This is a genomic window from Pseudoalteromonas sp. P1-30, assembly GCF_001400005.1.
GTDB lineage: Bacteria > Pseudomonadota > Gammaproteobacteria > Enterobacterales > Alteromonadaceae > Pseudoalteromonas > Pseudoalteromonas atlantica.
The window spans coordinates 159,388-177,387 of record NZ_LKBC01000001.1; the positions used below are offsets into that span (position 1 = coordinate 159,388).

Here is an 18,000-nt window from a genome sequence, read left to right on the forward strand (position 1 = left end):
TTTAACTGTTTATATTACATCAGCTAGCACTGGTAATGCCGGAAAAGCGCCTTTAGCTAAACAGGCTTTAGAGCCACATTGAAGGGCAAAGTGCAGGGCGTTTTTTATGCTGGTTTCATCATTTAACTTATCTGCTAGTGATAAATTACTCCCTAAGTTATTTAAATAGTATAAAACCCCCGCTATAAAGGCATCGCCCGCGCTTGTTGTATCTACTGCGTTTATTTTTGGTGCCGATTCGTTAAGTATAAATGCGCTGTGGTAAACCGTAGCAGGCTCAGGCCCGTCGGTTAAAAACACCAGTTCTACCCCTGCATTTAATAATGTTTGAATGTAATCTTCGCCCGTTGTTTCGCTGTGTTTTGCTAAAAAATTAAGTTCATCACGCGAAAGCTTAACTATGTCGCAATAGTGGTAACAGGCTTTTACATTGCTGGCTATATCATAAGTGTTTTCCCACAAGCTGTAGCGTAAATTTACGTCAAAACTAACGAGCTTATTATGTGTTTTAGCAAGTTCTAGCGCTTTAAGGGTTGTATTGGCAATTGCTGGGTCGGTTAGGGTGTTTGAGCAAAAGTGCAGAGTGCTTATGCTTTGCCAATTTATTTGCGCTAAATGCGCTTGGGTTAAAAGTACATCGGCTGTGTTATGGCGATAAAAGCCAAAACTACGCTCGCCTGTTTCATCAAGGCTTACTATTACCATGGCGGTTTGTGAGCCAGCAATGGTAAATAAATAGTCTGTATTTACATTGTATTGCGCCAGTGCATTACTTAATTGATTGGCAAAATGATCGTCACCTTTACCACCACAAAATGCAGCCTCACCGCCAAGTTTTGCATAGCCAACAGCAACATTAGCAGGTGCACCACCAGGGATGGGTAAGTACGCTGAGTTATGAGCATCTTGTGGCAGCATATCAATTAAAAGCTCGCCTAAGCACAGGAGTTTGGTCATTTGGAATATCCTAAAAAACCCAGCAAAGCTGGGCTAAAACATGAAGGGTGTTATTTATTCATACTTTAAAAGGCGCTACAGCGATGACTCACTGCAGCGCAATACACATTTAGTTAAAAGCGTATTTTAAAGTAACCGACGTAGTGCGGCCGTTAATAGTACGGGCACGAATAATGTCGTTTTCTGGTACTGAGCCTTCTTCGGCTTCTGTAATACCTACTGTATCGAATAGGTTGTTTACATTAAGCGCAAGGTTTAAGTTTTCTGATAAGTCGTAGCTTACAAACGCATTTACTTGCGTGTAGCCGTCAAACTTAAGGTCGTTGTTATCTTGTGCGTAAGCATCGGTTGTACCAATAAAGCTTACACCTGCCGCGCCGTTATCGTAGCTGTAACGCGCCATTAGTGAGTAAATTAAATCCGCTTGGCGACGTGGTGTGTTACCTACAACTTCAGGGGTTAGCGCATCTTTTGCAATTTCAGCATCGGTCCAAGTAAAGTTACCTCTAAAGTCCCATGCATCCATAAAGTAAGTTGATTCAACCTCAATCCCTTTTGCTTCGTATTCACGGTCGAAAAAGGTTTGCGATGTTGCTTCAAAGTTTTGCTCTTCTGTTTCTGCGTAAAAGGCTGTTGCAAATACCGAGAACGAATCAAAGCGTTTTTTCACACCAATCTCAAATTGGTTTACTTCATCTACTGCATCTTCATCGGCTACGCTTCCGTCACTGCGTACTTTACCAAATAATAAACGGTCTGCATTTGCGCGCCCACCTTTACTAATACGTGCAAACGTCGCTAGGCTTGGGTCAATTTGGTAGTTAGCACCTACAGAATAAGACGAGTAGCTCCAGTCGTAATTTACTGGGCTTGCATTAGCTATATCAATACCTGCTACGTTTTGCTCAGGAATAGAAATAGTACCGTCGCGGTTCATATCTACTGTTGAGGTTACGGCACCTGCGTAGTTTCCGCGTGCTTCACCGCTGTCGTAGCGGGCACTTGCATCAATGCTTACATCACCAAGTTTTGTTGAAAACGCAACATACGGTGCGCGAGTGTCGTACTCGGTGTCGTAATCGCGCTGACAACAGTTACCCCAATAAGGCGTGCCGTATGCGTATAAACCGTTTTCTGAATACTCAGTGCCATCGGCTGCGGTTACATTTAAAAGTGCCGCATTGTCGCCTTTAAGCTCCATTAAGTACGAGTTCCATAACCACGACATAGCAATGTTTTGTGTAGAGGCAAAGTAACCAAAGGTTAGGCTAGTGTCATCGCTAAACGATTTAGTTAGTTTAAAATCATTAACAATAGAGCCAAAGTCATTAAGCGTTACATCAAAAGTGTGAATACGCATGGCAAGTTCATCATTAAATGCTTCGCCTGTGTTTGCGTTACTCAGTGTTGCGCCTACACCGCCAATACTTTGTGCAATTGACGATGCGCTGCCAACTTCAGCAGGAATAAGCGAGTTAAAGTTGCCGCTAATTGACGATTTACGAAAACGGTTTTCGATACGCCAATCGTTATCTAAATCAAATACAGCTTCAAAACCTACCGCATCCACTTTAGGGTTCATGCCGTCGCGTAAATCGCCACTGCTAATTTGGTTTTCACCATTTAGGCGCACTGTTTTGGTAAATAATGCTGAATGAGGGGTATCTGATTGTGCATCAAAGCCAGCAATAGAATCACCATTTGAGTACATTGGCATAGGTAAGTAACCTACGCTTTTGTCGTCTAAGTGTTTGTAGTAAAGGCGTACGTAGCCGTTTTCAAAATCTTTAGTAAGGTTAGCTTTAATTTGGCCACCTTTATTTGATGTGTAGCCTGTTTCGCGCGGGCCTTCGCCTTGGCGTACAAAGCCACCTACATGAAAACGCACGCTGTCGGTTAAATAGGTGCCGTATTCAAAATCGGTGCGTACACTGTCGTAATCTAGGCCAACAGTAGTAGATACGCTACCCGATTCGTTATCACCGTTTTTAGAAATAAAGTTAATTATGCCGCCAGGTGCATTACTGGCTGATGTAGAGGCTGAGCCACCACGAATTGATTCGATTGTTTGTACTGTGTTATCAAGGCGCATAAAAATATCGGCGTTACCAAAGGCAACATCACCAAACTGCATTACAGGAAGGCCATCTTCTTGCAGTTGTAAAAACTTGGCGCCACCCGATGCTACAGGTAAGCCACGTACTGCAATATTTGCATTACCTTCACCGCCTGTTGATTCAGCGCGAACACCCGGAATAATTCTAAATGCTTCAGCCGTTGAGCGTGGCGTTGATACCTCAACTTGCTCAAGCGATAGACTGCTTACTGATGAGCTCGATGCCATAATAGTTGTGCGGCGAGGTACACCGGTAACAACAATTGTTTCAAGCCCTTGCTTAGCTTGCACTTTGGTTTCTTGCTCGTCTTGTGCATGAACGCCTTGACTTACTGCAAGTGCTAAGGCACTGATTAAATATAAAGGTGTGTGGTGTGTTGTCATGTTAACGCCTCATTGTGTTGTGTGAGTTTGTTATTTTTACTTAATCGATTAAGTAAAAATAACAAAGTTTTTACAATATGCAAATTATTTTTGTGTGTAATTTGCACTTTTTTTGTTTTTATATTGATTTTAAAGGTATTTTTATTCTGGCTTGAGCAGCCATTTATGCATTTTTAGTTAATGCTTTTGCCGCAGGGTCGCGGTAAAAGTTATAAAGCATGGCTAAAAATAAGATCACAGCAAAGCCGGTAGCTAAGTAAAAACCGTAGCGTACGTGGCCAAAGTAATCACTTATCATGCCCATAAATAAAGGCGCAAGTGCGGCCGAAAGCGCGGTAAAAAATAAAATAACACCCGCTACTGCACCATGTTGTGCAACAGGAAAGCACGATATACCTTTAGAGTTTAAAGTAGGGTAAACCATCGACATAAATAAACCCGAAAGCGGAAGCAAGCCTACCGCCCAATCAACACCGCCTACCAAAGTGCCTACATAACACAGCGCGATGCCTAAGCTTAAATAAGCCATGACCCCTTGCCAGCTAAAGTGATTTAAAAGCCATACAGCAATAAAGCGCCCAGCAGCACGTAATACAAAAAATAGTGTAAGTGCGTAGGTTGCAAGTAAAGGCCACGAGCCTGTGTAATCTTTTAAAAGTGTTGGCATCCACACGTAAATAGCAACCTCGGTAGCCACATATAATGCAATAGCCAACGAAAAACCAAGTGCATACGGGTTTTTAATCATTTTCATGGTGGTGGCAAGTGAAGCGGGCTTTTCTGTGCTTTTAACAACACTTGGGTAGTCGGCGCGCCATGCCATTAACGCTAAAATTAAACACATAACGCCGGCAATAATGTACAGGTAAGTCCAGCTCACGTTTTGGGTAAGCAGTACGCCTACCAGCGCAGGGCCAACGATGGCACCAATACCAAAAAAGCCTTCTACTTTGTTCATGGTTTTAGTGTGCTCTGCGTTACTTGCAGATATATCGCCAAGTAGCGCTAGTGCGCCGGTTTTAAATAAACCAATGGCAAGCCCTATACAGCACAGCAAAATCAAAAACACCGAAAAGCTATTGCTAAAGGCAAACAAAAAACAGCTGAGCGAGAAAATAAGTAAGCCTAGCATTATGGTTTGTTTACGGCCTAGGCTGTCGGCTAAAAAGCCTAAAAACAAGCCACTAAAGGCAATAAGTGCCATAGGTGCATAATGAAAAGCACTGGCTTGGGTCATACTTAAACCAAACTCTGTGATTAGTTCAGGGATGATCATACCTACTGCATCTGAGGTCATCGCAAACATAAAAAACATCATGTAAGTGAGTATTCGTATGCGCTGCATTGGGTCGCTTTGCGAGTGTGTGTGTAAATTCGTCATGTGATTTTTCCTCGTTGTGGCTCAAGTTATAGTAATAACTCAATCACTTACTCTAGTTAGTATTACCGTTGCCACAACTTTTGTATGTAAAATATTTAAAAATTACTTGTAAAATTGTACGTGCTAGTTAAAGATATATCTTAATCGATTAAGTTTCAACTTGGTAATCACGCATGATGAAGAATAAAGTTCAATTGATCACATATGCTGATCGAATCACAGGTCAAGATATAAACGCACTTACAACATTGTTAAAAGGTCCTTTGAAGGGCGTATTTGGTGGTGTGCACCTTTTACCTTTTTATAATCCTATTGATGGAAGCGATGCGGGCTTTGACCCGATTGATCACAGCGAAGTAGATTCTCGCATTGGTACATGGGCTGATATTCAAGCACTGGGTGAAAACCATGATCTAATGGCTGATTTAATCGTTAACCATGTTTCAGCGCAGTCTTATCAGTTTCAAGATGTGCTAGCTAAAGGCAAGCAATCAGAATTTTGGGATTTGTTTTTAACAAAAGAAGACGTTTTTCCAAATGGTATGAGCGAAGCTGAGCAACAAGCCATTTATCGCCCGCGCCCCGGTAGCTGTTTTACGCCAATGCAGTGTGGCGATGGTCAAACGTATGACTTTTGGACCACGTTTACCGATAACCAAATTGATATAAACGTAAAAGTTGAAGCGGGTATTGCGTATTTAAATAACGTATTAACTAAGTTTTCTGAAAATAACGTAAATATTATTCGTTTAGATGCAGCGGGTTACGCAATTAAACAAGCCGGTACTAACTGTTTTATGCTAGACGAAACCTTTGGCTACCTAGATAACTTGTCAAAGCAAGCAAACGAGCTTGGCATGGAAACCATTGCTGAAATTCATAGCCACTACCAAACACAAGTAGAAGTAGCAAAGCGTGTAAACATGGTTTACGACTTTGCATTACCGCCGCTTATTTTACATAGCTTATTTAATAACGATGTAGATGCATTACTTAAATGGTTACAAATTTCACCACGCAACTGTTTAACGGTACTTGATACACACGACGGCATAGGCATTATTGATGCTGGCCCAATGGGCGACAAGCCAGGGCTATTAAATGCACAGCAAATAGATACCCTTGTAGAAACCATGCATGCCAACAGTAACAACCAAAGCCGCCAAGCTACAGGTGCTGCTGCCAGTAACGTTGATTTATACCAAGTAAATTGCACGTATTACAATGCATTAGGCGCTAACGATTTAGATTATTTGATTTCGCGTGCCATACAGTTTTTTGCCCCCGGTGTCCCGCAAGTGTACTACGGTGGTTTATTTGCCTGCGAAAACGATATGGATTTACTTGCGCGTACCAATGTGGGCCGTGATATTAACCGTCCGTATTTAAATAGTGAAACAATTGAGCACGCACTCAATAAACCTGTAGTAAAAGGTTTAATAGAGCTCATTAAATTACGTAATGAACACCCCGCTTTTGCAGGAGAGTTTAGTGCTCACGGTACACAGGGAATATGTTGTTTAACGTGGCAACTTGAAGATAAGTCTATTGCATTAAGTGTTAATTTTAAAACGCGAGATGCACTTATTACCCAAGTAAATGGTGATGAAGAAACAACGATAAGTTTAAACGCATTGTTAGCCTAACAGGCTATTAAAACATAAAAGCCAAGCTCTTGAGCTTGGCTTTTGTTTACCCAGTCCTTTTTAACATAACCTATTAACCACTTGCGCCAATATCTAGCTCGTAACTTACATCACATATTTTTTCTTCTTTAGATATAAATAGTTCGGCGGCCATTACGCCTTTTTCTTGGCTGTTTTGATGAATAGTGGTTAGGCGCGGCACAAAACGAGCGGCTTCGTCTATTCCATCAAAGCCGACAATACGCAGTTCTTCACCTATTTTTATGCCTTGTTTTATCGCTTCTCTCATGGTGGCAAGGGCAATTAAATCACTCATACAAATGATAACGTTAGGGCGGGGGGAGGCACTTAACACCTCTTTAGCGGCAATATTAGCAAAACGCTCGCTGCTCTCAGGTATATTCCAAATGCGGTCATCAGCTACGGTTATATTTGCCTCACTTAAAGCACGTTGATAACCCCGTAAACGTTGGTGCGAAATAGATTGCCCCGTTTCAAATTCGTGGTGCTCATATACGCGGCACAATACGTTTTCATCAAGTAATCTTAAGCCTAAAATAGCGACTTTATCGCTTTGATTTTTTAAAACATGCTTGGCTATTTCGTAACTTGCTTGCTCGTTATTAATATTTACTGAGGCATTGCGGGCTATATCAAAATCAATAGTTACCACATGTTTAGAGACCGTTTTTAACTGCTCTACTAATGCGTTATTTCGAGGGCGGCCATAACAAATAAAGCCATCTACAAAGTCGACCACACTGTTAAGGTTATCGCTATTACCAGAAAACAATAAAACATTAATGCCGTTTTTTTCAAGCACCGAGGTTACACCCCGCATAAAGCTACTGGCCACAGGGTCCGACACCATATATTCCACACTATCGGGCAGCACTAACGCCACAATATTAAACGTACCACTGCGAAGCGATTGCGCGGCTTTATTGGGCCCGTAATAGCCCAATGTTTTACACGCTGCAAGAATATCGTCTCGGCGTTTAGCCGATAGCTGATCAGGGCGGTTAAACGCATTAGAGACTGTTGCGTTAGATACACCTAACTCTTTAGCAATACTTTTTAGGGTCCAGCGGGTTTGCTTACTCATACCAATTCTTTACTCAATACTCATGTTAATAAACTAACATATTCAGGGCGTTAGCAAAGTAAAAAATAAGGTTTTAGCCTTAATGCCGGCACTCTTTAGGCGCAATGCCAAAGGTTTGTTTAAATACACGACTAAAGTGGCTCGCGCTATTAAACCCAACATCAAAGCACACTTGGCTAATTGCATGGCCTTGCAGTAATTGATTGCGGGCTTTTTTAAGTCTTAATTGTTGCTGCCAAAGGGCTGGAGTAGTGCCAAATGCCAGTTTAAACTGCTGATAAAACTTACTGCGGCTCATGCAGGCTATTTTGCACAAGGTATTTATGTCGAGCGTTTCGTTTAAGTGCTCTTCAATATAAAGCAGTGCATCGCTTATTTTTGTTTTAAGGCGTGGTTTATCGCTATTAGCGAGTAATAAGTCGCGACTTTGTTGTTGTAACAACCGGGTGATCAATTCGTTTAACGATAAGTCAATTAAGTAATGTCGCTGTGCGCCTTGTTCGCTAAATAAATGCACCATGCGCTCTAATAATTGCTGTGTTTGGCTATTATGTTGGCTATGCACCAATTGCGGCACATACTCGAATAAGCCGCCATCGTGTGCAAAGCTTTGTTGCATGTTAAGCGCACTCGCCACAGCGTTTATTTTATCTTTGCTTATTTCAATTGCTAAACATGTGGTTGGGGCGTGCATTGATGCCTGTGGAAAATCAATTAATACACCTTGCTCTGGCGCTAATACAAACGACTCGTGGGGTAAAAATGCTTTATGGTATTGGCTACTTTCTACGTGCATTACTTTTTTACCGCTGAGCATGGCACAAAACAGTAACTCCTTTGAATGCAGTGCCACCTTTTGTGCGCGTTGGTACGTGTCGTAAATGCTCAACTCGCTGTTATCTGCTGCAAATGTCACTTTATTTTCTATTAAAACATCAAGTTGTTGGCGTTTTTTGTTTAACTGAGATGTGTGCATATCAATCCTTTAAATTTTTATTAGTGTGGACTCACAGACAACTTTTGTGGACAGCTAATCAAGTTTTTAGGGGCTTGTTAGGCTAATGTCAAACTAAATATAAAGCATTTTGTTTTATATAAATGTTCGACCTTTAGCTAACAACAATAAAGAGAGCACACACATGATATACGCAAATCCAGGTAGCGACGGCGCACTCGTAAATTTTAAACAACAATACGGTAATTACATTGGCGGGGAGTGGGTAAAACCTGTAAACGGCCAATACTTTGATAATATAAGCCCAGTAAATGGTAAGGTATTTTGCCAAATACCTCGCTCCGACAAAGACGATATAAACCTAGCACTCGACAAAGCGCATGCAGTGCGAGAGCAGTGGGGCACAACCTCGGTGACCGAGCGCAGTAATATACTGTTAAAAATAGCCGACCGAATTGAGCAAAACCTAGAGCTACTAGCTGTTGCCGAAACATGGGATAACGGTAAAGCCATTCGCGAAACACTCGCGGCTGATATTCCGTTAGCGGCCGATCATTTTCGCTACTTTGCGGGGTGCCTGCGCTCGCAAGATGGCAGTATTGGTGAAATTGACGAAACCACGGTGGCATATCATTTTCACGAACCGTTAGGTGTGGTTGGGCAAATTATCCCGTGGAACTTCCCTATTTTAATGGCCGCATGGAAACTTGCACCGGCACTTGCTGCAGGTAACTGTGTGGTACTAAAACCAGCCGAACAAACTCCAGCATCTATTTTAGTTTTAATGGAAATTATTGGTGACTTACTGCCTGCAGGCGTGCTCAATATTGTAAATGGGTTTGGTAAAGAAGCAGGCGAAGCACTGGCCACAAGTAAACGCATTGCTAAAATTGCATTTACAGGCTCTACACCTGTCGGCTCACATATTTTAAAATGTGCTGCTGAAAACATTATTCCGTCAACGGTAGAGCTTGGCGGTAAATCGCCCAATATATTTTTTAATGATGTAATGGAAAAAGACGACGCGTTTTTATCAAAAGCTATAGAAGGCGCTGTACTTGCTTACTTTAACCAGGGCGAAGTATGTACCTGTCCATCAAGATTATTTATTCAAGAAGATATATACGAGCAGTTTATTGAGCGCATACTCGAACGTACCCAACAAATTAAACGCGGTAACCCACTCGACAGCGAAACCATGGTGGGCGCTCAAGCTTCAAAAGCACAGTTTGATAAAATACTTAGTTACATAGACATAGGTAAAAAAGAAGGCGCTGAAGTACTCACCGGCGGAAACGTAGAGCAGCTAAATGACGATTTAAATGGTGGTTATTACATACAACCTACACTGCTTAAAGGTACAAACGACATGCGTGTGTTCCAAGAAGAAATTTTTGGCCCTGTTATTTCAATGTCGACCTTTAAAGATGAAGCCGAAGCACTCGAACTTGCCAACAGCTCAGAATTTGGTTTAGGCGCAGGGGTGTGGAGCCGAAACATGAACCGTGCTTATACCATGGGGCGCAAAATTGAAGCTGGCCGAGTGTGGACCAACTGTTACCACATGTACCCAGCACATGCTGCATTTGGTGGGTATAAAAAATCAGGAATAGGGCGCGAAACACACAAACTAGCACTCGATCACTATCAACAAACTAAAAATTTATTAGTGAGCTATAGCGAAGATCCACTCGGCTTTTTTTAATAAAACAGTTCAAACTTAAACACAACAACCATTAAGTAATGAGAGCGCTGCATATTTGTAGCGCTTTTTTATTCACAGTGCTCATAACACTACTTTAAGCGTGTTGTAATATTTAACTGCCATACCAGCCGTATTCAAAACGTTAAAACCTAAGCGCGTTAAATAGCCCATTACCTGCGTCAAAAAACGATTTTACAATATTAATTTTTTATAAAAGTTGCTCTAAAAATGTGCAGTGATTTATGCATTGTCGGATATTACTGATCTCCCCCATTTAGGTGCATTACAGCATTAACGGAGATTTCTTTGTAGTTAACTAATTGTTTACAGGCGGTTATTTGCTGGCTAATATAAATGCATTGTAATATAGGGACATTTGTCGGTTTATAAAACGACAAATGTCGTAGACAAAGTTGTTACACCTCTCAAAAGGATAGTTGATGTTTCGCCGAAAAAAACATGAAGATTCTGTTAGTAGTGATGCTACTGACATCACTGAGCCACAAGAACAAGTTATCCATGATTCCCCTCAAATATGCTTGTTTGATTTTGAAGGTGATATTACCGAAACGTTAAAGAGTGCTTCATATAACTGTAGCGAAGGCACTTTAGGGAAACTAGTAAGGGTTCCAAATAATCAAAGAAATCAACAGCATTTTTTAAGCTTAAATTTATCATCACCAGTAAATATTCATGAGTACGATATTCTTGCATTTAATATGTCTTATTTCGAAGAGACTGATTATGAAGAAAATCAAGTATCTTTGGATAACGTTACAGGTAAGGCTACATATGCTTTGCTGAGTGCTTTTCCGGAAAAGGTATTTAATCCGAGACCTTACGCTACTAGAATTTTATCTAAAGCCATAAACGAGATCTTAAAAAAAGAATCTATTGTCATTATTTTTGCAGACAAAAATGAGAGTGTTCATTATCAAGAAGTTGAGATAGGTTCTTATGAAAATAGAATCACTAAAGAGCATGAATTAACTAACACATGTTTTTATGATGGATTTCCTTATTGTTATAATAAATCTGGCTTAAAAATGAAATCACCAGAAAAGGAAACTAAGCTAACTCCTCTTCTGTTAAAGTATTCTAAAGATTCAGCATATGAAATCGCTTTTCATCACCCAACTCATTGGGATAATCATAAACAAGAAAAAGATAATAATTTCATGCCACTATTGGTTAACAATGATGATGAAATAATTTCCTTTTATCATGCCCACTCCAAAGGTGCAGTTCTTGTTTTTCCTGATATTAAAGATAAAAAAGGCTTTTTATTAGAACTCTTTAATAATCATTTATCTGAGATATTTCCAAATATATTTCCTTTTCATGGTCAATTTGGTTGGCTTGATGATGGTGACTATTTATTGCCAGGAGAAGATAAATTAATTGAAGAAAGAAAAGAAATTGAAAAGCAATATAGTAAATCCATCCTTAATAATGAAAATGCAATTTTAGAGCTAAAAGAAGAATTTAAATTTTTAAGAGACTTGATTTCAGAATCAGGAGATAGCTTAGTTTCTGCTGTAGAACATTATTTAAAATGGTTAGGTTTCCCTAGTGTTATCAATTTTGATGATACTAACCCTGAAATACTCGAAGAGGATATTCAAGTAGATTGCGGTGATAGATTTTTAGTTATTGAAATAAAGGGGATTGGTGGTACTTCGACCGATAAAGATTGCTCCCAAATTAGTAAAATACGTTATCGTCGAGCTGAGCAAAGAGGTAAGTTTGATGTGTTTGGGTTATACATTGTAAATCATCAAAGATACACGCCACCAGAATCGCGATGTAACCCTCCCTTCACGGAAAATCAAATAAATGACGCGCGATTAGATAAACGCGGGTTAATAACGACATATAGTTTATATAAAGCTTATGAACAGATCGTAAATGGCGTTATTACCAAAGAAGAAGTACGTGAAAATTTATTTGAGCATGGTTTAATTGAACCTAAACCGACTAATTTAATTTCCCTAGGTAAACCAGCTGAATTCTTTCTGTCAGGCCAAGTTGCTATTGTAAATTTAGAAGGAACAACGTTGAATAAAGGAATGGATATATTTGTAAACAAAAACGGGGTTTTCAATAAAATACAAATATCATCGCTAAAAGTTGATAATAAAGATGTTGATGAAATTTCTGATGGGGAAGTAGGTATTAAATTTAATGGACTTGTTAAGAAGAACTCTGAGCTCTTTATAAAAGAGGTATAACAAGTTGCTCAAAAGGACAAAAAACAGTTGGTTTTTGTTCCTGCGTCGCTTATTTTAACCAACTATTTTTTGCCTCTTAGCAAGGCGTTCTACTCTTCAATTAGGCGAGCACTGATGAAATTAGAGAGCATATCAAATAGTCAGATTCGATCTTCCCTTAAGGCTTGTGCTGCGTTAGACATTGAGCTTTGTGATGATGAGTATCTTCGCTGCTTCACATTTAGTCCAGATTGGTGTGAGGGGATTCAGGTCGCTACTTATGACAATGGCGGTGGCGACGATTTAGTTATCGTATTTTCAGATGAGTCCATTTTAATAAAAGGTTTCGACCATGAGTCAGAAGTAAGCCCACATGCTCAGGATGAGTATGGCGTATGGCCGGGAATGTACGATGGGGCACCAGAAAAACTATTGTCCATTTTGGATGATGAGGCCTTTGAAAAAGAGGATGTTACTTTTTGTTATTGGAGAGAAGGCGAAACTGGCAAGTGGATGCAAGGCCCAGTTAAATTCAATGATGAAGAAGATGATGGCTCAAGTTGGCTTCTACCTTCTATAAAAACCACCCCATTAGAATATATAAAATGGGGCAAAGAGTATTACGAAGAGGACTTTAATAGAGTTTCAGTTCAACGAATCCATGACGTATTTAAAGAGTATGAGTAGAACAAGGCGCAGCAAGCCGACCTCCGGAAACTGTCACCTTTTGTGCGAAGCGTTAGGTGCTTCTGAGAAATCAATGGCCAAATCAGAGATAAGACAGTTCTTAAAAGAGATCCGCACTAAATTTCCTGACGTTGTGCCTCTCATGGAAAAACATGAAAAATGGGCACTCACATTCCTAATGGAAGAGTTCGCAAATTTGACAACCATTTTGTTTAACCAAGGTAATTTAGAAGAAGCATTAGAACAGTTGCAGTACATGAGCGAAAAACTAGATACTGCAACCAAAGCAGAATTCCAATACATAGATGTATATTATACAGAGCACTTATTCTGGAAAGGTACAAAAGAAGGTATTGAGCGTGGCTGGCCTCTCGTGCCAGATAATCTCAAAAAACTATACTTGGGCTTTCATGGTAAATCCCCTAGGGTAGTGGTTTAAATATGCACGCACCTAACAACCTAATCAACACACTCACTTCGTTCGCTGGGATGCATACACATGGGCTGCGTCGCTTCGAACCAAATTATAGCCCATGTGTTTGCGCCCCTAAGCAGGGTGTTATTAGGTGCTCTAGATAGTATGCAGAAAATAAATCCATGGCTTTGGTCAGCTTTTGTTTTGTCTCTTTCAGGAATCTTTTTTAGATGGGTGTTTGGTAATACGTTTGTGGGTTTTTTTCTTGCCGTATTGCTAGCTTTAGCGATAGTGCCTTTAGTTAAAAAAATTCAGAGAAAGAATTAACAAAACTCTCATCTTAAACTTTACACTTTTTGATGCCCAGATTCTAATAGGCTAAATAAAGTGGGTACCATTATAATTTTGTGTCCTGACATAAATTAAAAACCATCCGTAAAAAGACCATTAATAAAAGATAAATCCTGAGTCTGTATGGCAGATTTAGTTGCACAGTGTTGTTTGTTTTATTAAGGTGACTACCTAGTTTATGAGATTCAGGTGGCTGTTTAGTTTATATGATTATTAGTATATTCAGCACCTTAAGTAGAGGGAAATATGTTTTTTGAATCGTGGAGTGAAATAGCGCGCATTGTTACCACAACCTTGATTATTTATCCCTTTTTAATCCTAGCGACGCATTTATTAGGTAAACGCTCATTTGCTAAAATGAATAACTTTGACTGGATAATCACCGTAGCGGCAGGCTCCATCTTAGGTTCTGCTATCTTATTGAAAGACGTGGTTATAGTTGAGGTTTTAGTCGCGGTAAGCTTGCTCCTCTTTTTACAATATTTACTCACTTGGATCAGCGCCCATTTTTCGACGTTCGACAAAGTAGTCAAAACTTCTCCACAATTAGTCTTTTTCGACGGTGAATATATAGAGGCTGCTATGAAAGACACCCGTCTCACCAGCACCGAGGTGGAAGCGAGTGTTCGAAAAGCCGGTTTTGGTGATTTAAGCACAGTTATGGCGGTGGTTTTCGAGGCCGATGGTGAATTAAGTATTGTGCCGAAAAGTGAAAACTATGATCAACTGATTATGAAGTTACGCAATGTCCCAGATTAATTGAAAAATTTTTAGCGGCCGAAGATTACCTTCAAGCACCAAAATTAATTGGCATGGCTTTTTTACTGTATCAGACACATTGCTCACCTACTAAAGAATGAAAATAAACGAGACACCCATCTTAATTTTGCAGTTTGGTAAACTATGCATTAGGATTTTTTGCCTAAAAAACAGACTAGTTGTCTTGTGGTAATTGAAAGTAAGCTTGGTTAAAACAAAATACAATCACTATATTATGCGCTACATGGGGCAGGGGGTTTTTACAAGCCCGATGTGGCATATAACGGCATTGATTGGACAACCAATGTATTGCTTGAGCAAATAAAAGCGTTATAAAAAAGCCGCTTGTTGAAACAAGCGGCTTAACTATTCTAACTAGGGAATAGTTTAAAACGTGTAACGGGCACCAATTGAGTAGCGTGGGCCGTACTGATTAGCAAATAAAAACTGCTCTTCGTAACGGCCGTAGCCTTCTTCGGTGGCATTATTTAAGTTTATGCCATCAAAAAATACGGTTACGTTTTCGTTTACATCGTAGTTTACGCTCATATCCCATTGGCCGTAGGCTTTAGCATATTGCGGTGGCGCATCGGCTGAGCCTTGTGCTTGGCCTACACCAATTAAGTACGAGTCGCGCCATGCGTAAGTAATTTTGATTGATAGGCCGTCTTTTTCGTAAAAGCCTTGAAAGTTAGCAGAGTCACTTAAACCTGTAAGCGGCGCTTGTTGGTCTAGGCTTTCGCTATCAAATTCTACATCGCCATCTACAAACGTGGCGTTAACACCTACACCAAAACCAGTTTCGCCAATTAAGTGCTGAACAGCCACTTCAAAACCATCTACCGATTTGCTGTCGGTGTTTTGTGGTTGGCTTATGTTCCATACCATAAGTGGGTCATCGCTATTTGGCTCAATGACGCCATTCGCATTGCCATAACCATTGCTAATCATTTGCGCAAAAATAGCATCGGTGGTTGCTTGCTCGCCGCGCGATTCAATATCGCTAACTGCTTGTAAGTAACGCGGGCCGTTTAAAATGTCGTATAGGCCTTCAATCGTGGTTTGCGTAATGGTGGTTTGAATAAAGTTATCTACGTCTTTTTTAAAGTAACCAACAGAGGCGTAGCTGCCTTCTGCGTAGTAATACTCTAATGATAAGTCGAGATTGGTTGATTCAAACGGCAATAAATTTGTATTACCTTGGCTACCCGTGCGCGAGCCAGGTTTTGGGCTGCCTGTTAAGCTACGGCCACCGGCTAAATCACCCAGTGGTGCACGCGACATAGTTTTACCCCATGAAACACGGGCTACAACGTCTTCGGTTAAATCAACACTTACATCGATTGACGGTAATAATATGTCGTAATCGCCTTGCTGCTCTAAGAAGTTATCATCGCCGCCGGCTGCATATTGCATTATCCACTCTGAGGCGCTGATCCAATTTACTTGTTCTTCAACACGCTGGCGTACTGTGCTGGTTACATCTGTTTGCTCGTAGCGCAGGCCAGCGTTTACTTTTACGTAGTAATCGCTTACATCAAACTCCCAGCTTGATTGAATATAAAAGCTGTTTGTAATTTCTTCTACGTAGCTTTCGCTATCAATACCATCCATGTAAGCATTGGCTGCGTATGCATCGCCACCGGTTACATCAGAAGTTAGGTAAGCCATTTGGCGAGCCACTGCTTCGTCAAAATCGTAGGTGTAGTAGTAACCTGGTTGTAAGTTGCTGCCGCCACCATCAAATTGATCTAAAAGGCCCGACGTATCGTGGCGAGTAAACATGCTGTCTGGGAATATTTCTGTGTACGATGGGTTAAAGCCTGGGCCACCCACTAAGCCACTCCAAGCAGTGTAACCACCGGTGTTTTGCTCAGTGCGCGATGCACCAAATTTCACTTTAACTAGGCCAATATCAAAGTTTTCATTGTACCAAGTGGTATGTAATTGTAATTGCTCAATGTTTGATTCACCCGGCGAGTGCGTAAATTGGCTAAAGTTAGAGTCAATTTCGCCTGGCGTTAATTCGCTTGTGCCGTTTAACCAGTTAACTTGAGCACTTGGGATTTCGCCTGTGCGGTAATCGTAAATTTTATTTGCTAGCTGATCAGAGCCTAAAATAACTTGGCCGGTACTGCCTAGCCCGTCATCGGCGCCGTTATCGGTTTCATTTTTAGAGTCATGGTAATCAAGTTCAACGTGCCACGTGTCGTTAATTTCCCACTCTAGGTTTAAACCAATAGAGCGTGCTTTTACTTCTGTGGTGCCTTTGTTGGCTGTAAACGAGGCATCATTACCGCTAATATCGGCATAAACAGCGGTGCCGTTTTCATCAAGCTCGTAGCCATTAATATTGCTACCAAAGTCGTTCCAAATACCCCAACCAATACTTTCAGAGCCCGTAACAGCTTTACTTGCTGTGTAATCAAGTGTGGCTACAAAGCCATCAACTGGTTCAAATTGAAAAGTAACTTGGCCGTTAGTACGTTCACGCTCTACATCTTCAATAGAGTAGTTCATGTCTTTAGGGAAGTAGTAGTTACCTGATGGGTCAGTACGGTTATCAACAACGTTACTGCTATCTAATTCAGGTAAATCAACATTGGCTTGCCAACCTTGAATATTGGCGCGTTGTTTTTGAAAGTCGCGTTCTTGGTGCGAAAACGAAAAACCAAAACCAAATCTGTCATCTGCAAATGTGTTGCTATAAACAGCCGAAAGCTCCGGGGTTACATCATCACCGGCTTCGTTTGATGAGTCGTGATTTGCTTTAACCGTGGCTGAAAAATTTTGACCTGGCTTTTGAAAAGGGCGCGCAGTAGAAATATTAACTGTTGCACCTAAACCACCGCTTGGTACATCGGCGCGCGCTGTTTTAAATACTTCTAGCGCACTTACGCCCTCTGAGGCAATGTTTTCAAGGTTGTACGAACGCGTATAACCTGTGCCTGGCATTTGGCGGCCGTTTAGCGTAATTAAGTTAAACTCTGGGCCAAAACCACGTACGGTAATTTGGCTACCTTCACCGTTTGCACGGCTCACCGATACACCGGTAATGCGTTGTAATGACTCTGCTAAATTGGTATCTGGAAATTTCCCCATTTCTTCTGCTGAAATGGCATCTACTACGCCCGATGAATCACGTTTCATATCCATAGAACGAATAAGTGAACCACGAATACCTTTTACTTCAATAACTTCTACATCAGGAGATGCTGCAGTGTCTGCCTCGGCAGCAATGGCCGTATTTAACGTGCTTGCAGCAATGATAAGAGACACAGAAGCCGCAAGTTGGCTCTTTTTAAAATTGAATGTGTTCATAATAGCTC

Annotated in this window: 12 protein-coding genes; 6 read left to right on the forward strand and 6 right to left on the reverse strand. The window is 40.8% G+C overall.

Features of this window, described 5'->3' with window-relative positions; translation table 11 throughout:
• Window positions 1–9: 9 nt before the first annotated feature.
• From AN395_RS00735 to AN395_RS00745, 3 genes are all read right to left on the reverse strand, one after another.
• Window positions 10–957: a carbohydrate kinase gene (locus AN395_RS00735; RefSeq protein WP_054981724.1), complete on the reverse strand. Its 948-nt coding sequence runs from the start codon at window positions 955–957 to the stop codon at window positions 10–12.
• A 109-nt stretch (window positions 958–1,066) separates the two neighbouring features.
• Window positions 1,067–3,457, reverse strand: a complete 2,391-nt coding sequence (locus AN395_RS00740; protein WP_054981725.1) for a TonB-dependent receptor domain-containing protein — start codon at window positions 3,455–3,457, stop codon at window positions 1,067–1,069.
• Between the two features lie 163 nt (window positions 3,458–3,620).
• On the reverse strand, window positions 3,621–4,838 hold the full coding sequence (locus tag AN395_RS00745; RefSeq protein WP_024032780.1) for a sugar MFS transporter: 1,218 nt from the start codon (window positions 4,836–4,838) through the stop codon (window positions 3,621–3,623).
• 173 nt (window positions 4,839–5,011) lie between these two features.
• On the opposite strand from AN395_RS00745, the gene gtfA reads away from it, so the two are divergent.
• Entirely contained in the window at window positions 5,012–6,484 is a 1,473-nt protein-coding gene (gene gtfA, locus AN395_RS00750; RefSeq protein ID WP_095206589.1) for a sucrose phosphorylase, read from the forward strand.
• A gap of 73 nt (window positions 6,485–6,557) precedes the next feature.
• Here gtfA and AN395_RS00755 read toward each other — a convergent pair whose 3' ends face one another.
• The gene (locus AN395_RS00755) at window positions 6,558–7,589 is read right to left on the reverse strand and encodes a LacI family DNA-binding transcriptional regulator (RefSeq protein WP_054981726.1); all 1,032 of its coding nucleotides are present in this window, start codon (window positions 7,587–7,589) and stop codon (window positions 6,558–6,560) included.
• Between the two features lie 79 nt (window positions 7,590–7,668).
• The gene (locus AN395_RS00760) at window positions 7,669–8,565 is read right to left on the reverse strand and encodes an AraC family transcriptional regulator (protein WP_004589542.1); all 897 of its coding nucleotides are present in this window, start codon (window positions 8,563–8,565) and stop codon (window positions 7,669–7,671) included.
• Window positions 8,566–8,728: 163 nt separating this feature from the next.
• On the opposite strand from AN395_RS00760, the gene AN395_RS00765 reads away from it, so the two are divergent.
• The 5 genes from AN395_RS00765 (at window position 8,729) to AN395_RS00790 (ending at window position 14,671) form a co-directional block, all read left to right on the forward strand.
• The gene (locus AN395_RS00765; protein ID WP_004589543.1) at window positions 8,729–10,249 is read left to right on the forward strand and encodes an aldehyde dehydrogenase family protein; all 1,521 of its coding nucleotides are present in this window, start codon (window positions 8,729–8,731) and stop codon (window positions 10,247–10,249) included.
• A gap of 440 nt (window positions 10,250–10,689) precedes the next feature.
• Window positions 10,690–12,480 carry a hypothetical protein gene (locus AN395_RS00770; protein ID WP_054981727.1) on the forward strand — a complete coding sequence of 597 codons (1,791 nt, stop codon included), beginning with the start codon at window positions 10,690–10,692 and terminating at the stop codon, window positions 12,478–12,480.
• 114 nt (window positions 12,481–12,594) lie between these two features.
• Window positions 12,595–13,146: a hypothetical protein gene (locus AN395_RS00775; protein ID WP_095206590.1), complete on the forward strand. Its 552-nt coding sequence runs from the start codon at window positions 12,595–12,597 to the stop codon at window positions 13,144–13,146.
• Between the two features lie 73 nt (window positions 13,147–13,219).
• A complete protein-coding gene (locus tag AN395_RS00780) occupies window positions 13,220–13,585 on the forward strand; it encodes a hypothetical protein (protein WP_054982098.1) in 366 nt (121 codons plus the stop codon).
• 573 nt (window positions 13,586–14,158) lie between these two features.
• Window positions 14,159–14,671, forward strand: a complete 513-nt coding sequence (locus tag AN395_RS00790; RefSeq protein WP_054981729.1) for a DUF421 domain-containing protein — start codon at window positions 14,159–14,161, stop codon at window positions 14,669–14,671.
• Window positions 14,672–15,058: 387 nt separating this feature from the next.
• On the opposite strand, the gene AN395_RS00795 is transcribed toward AN395_RS00790, so the two are convergent.
• Window positions 15,059–17,992: a TonB-dependent receptor gene (locus AN395_RS00795; protein ID WP_054981730.1), complete on the reverse strand. Its 2,934-nt coding sequence runs from the start codon at window positions 17,990–17,992 to the stop codon at window positions 15,059–15,061.
• Window positions 17,993–18,000: the final 8 nt, after the last annotated feature.

Excerpts from the sequence above, each read along its gene's own strand:
- AN395_RS00795 (WP_054981730.1), bottom strand. The coding sequence starts at position 17,992 with ATGAACACATTCAATTTTAAAAAGAGCCAACTTGCGGCTTCTGTGTCT.
- AN395_RS00775 (WP_095206590.1), top strand. The coding sequence starts at position 12,595 with ATGAAATTAGAGAGCATATCAAATAGTCAGATTCGATCTTCCCTTAAG.
- AN395_RS00755 (WP_054981726.1), bottom strand. The coding sequence starts at position 7,589 with ATGAGTAAGCAAACCCGCTGGACCCTAAAAAGTATTGCTAAAGAGTTA.
- AN395_RS00740 (WP_054981725.1), bottom strand. The coding sequence starts at position 3,457 with ATGACAACACACCACACACCTTTATATTTAATCAGTGCCTTAGCACTT.
- gtfA (WP_095206589.1), top strand. The coding sequence starts at position 5,012 with ATGATGAAGAATAAAGTTCAATTGATCACATATGCTGATCGAATCACA.
- AN395_RS00735 (WP_054981724.1), bottom strand. The coding sequence starts at position 957 with ATGACCAAACTCCTGTGCTTAGGCGAGCTTTTAATTGATATGCTGCCA.
- AN395_RS00745 (WP_024032780.1), bottom strand. The coding sequence starts at position 4,838 with ATGACGAATTTACACACACACTCGCAAAGCGACCCAATGCAGCGCATA.
- AN395_RS00780 (WP_054982098.1), top strand. The coding sequence starts at position 13,220 with ATGGCCAAATCAGAGATAAGACAGTTCTTAAAAGAGATCCGCACTAAA.
- AN395_RS00770 (WP_054981727.1), top strand. The coding sequence starts at position 10,690 with ATGTTTCGCCGAAAAAAACATGAAGATTCTGTTAGTAGTGATGCTACT.
- AN395_RS00760 (WP_004589542.1), bottom strand. The coding sequence starts at position 8,565 with ATGCACACATCTCAGTTAAACAAAAAACGCCAACAACTTGATGTTTTA.
- AN395_RS00790 (WP_054981729.1), top strand. The coding sequence starts at position 14,159 with ATGTTTTTTGAATCGTGGAGTGAAATAGCGCGCATTGTTACCACAACC.
- AN395_RS00765 (WP_004589543.1), top strand. The coding sequence starts at position 8,729 with ATGATATACGCAAATCCAGGTAGCGACGGCGCACTCGTAAATTTTAAA.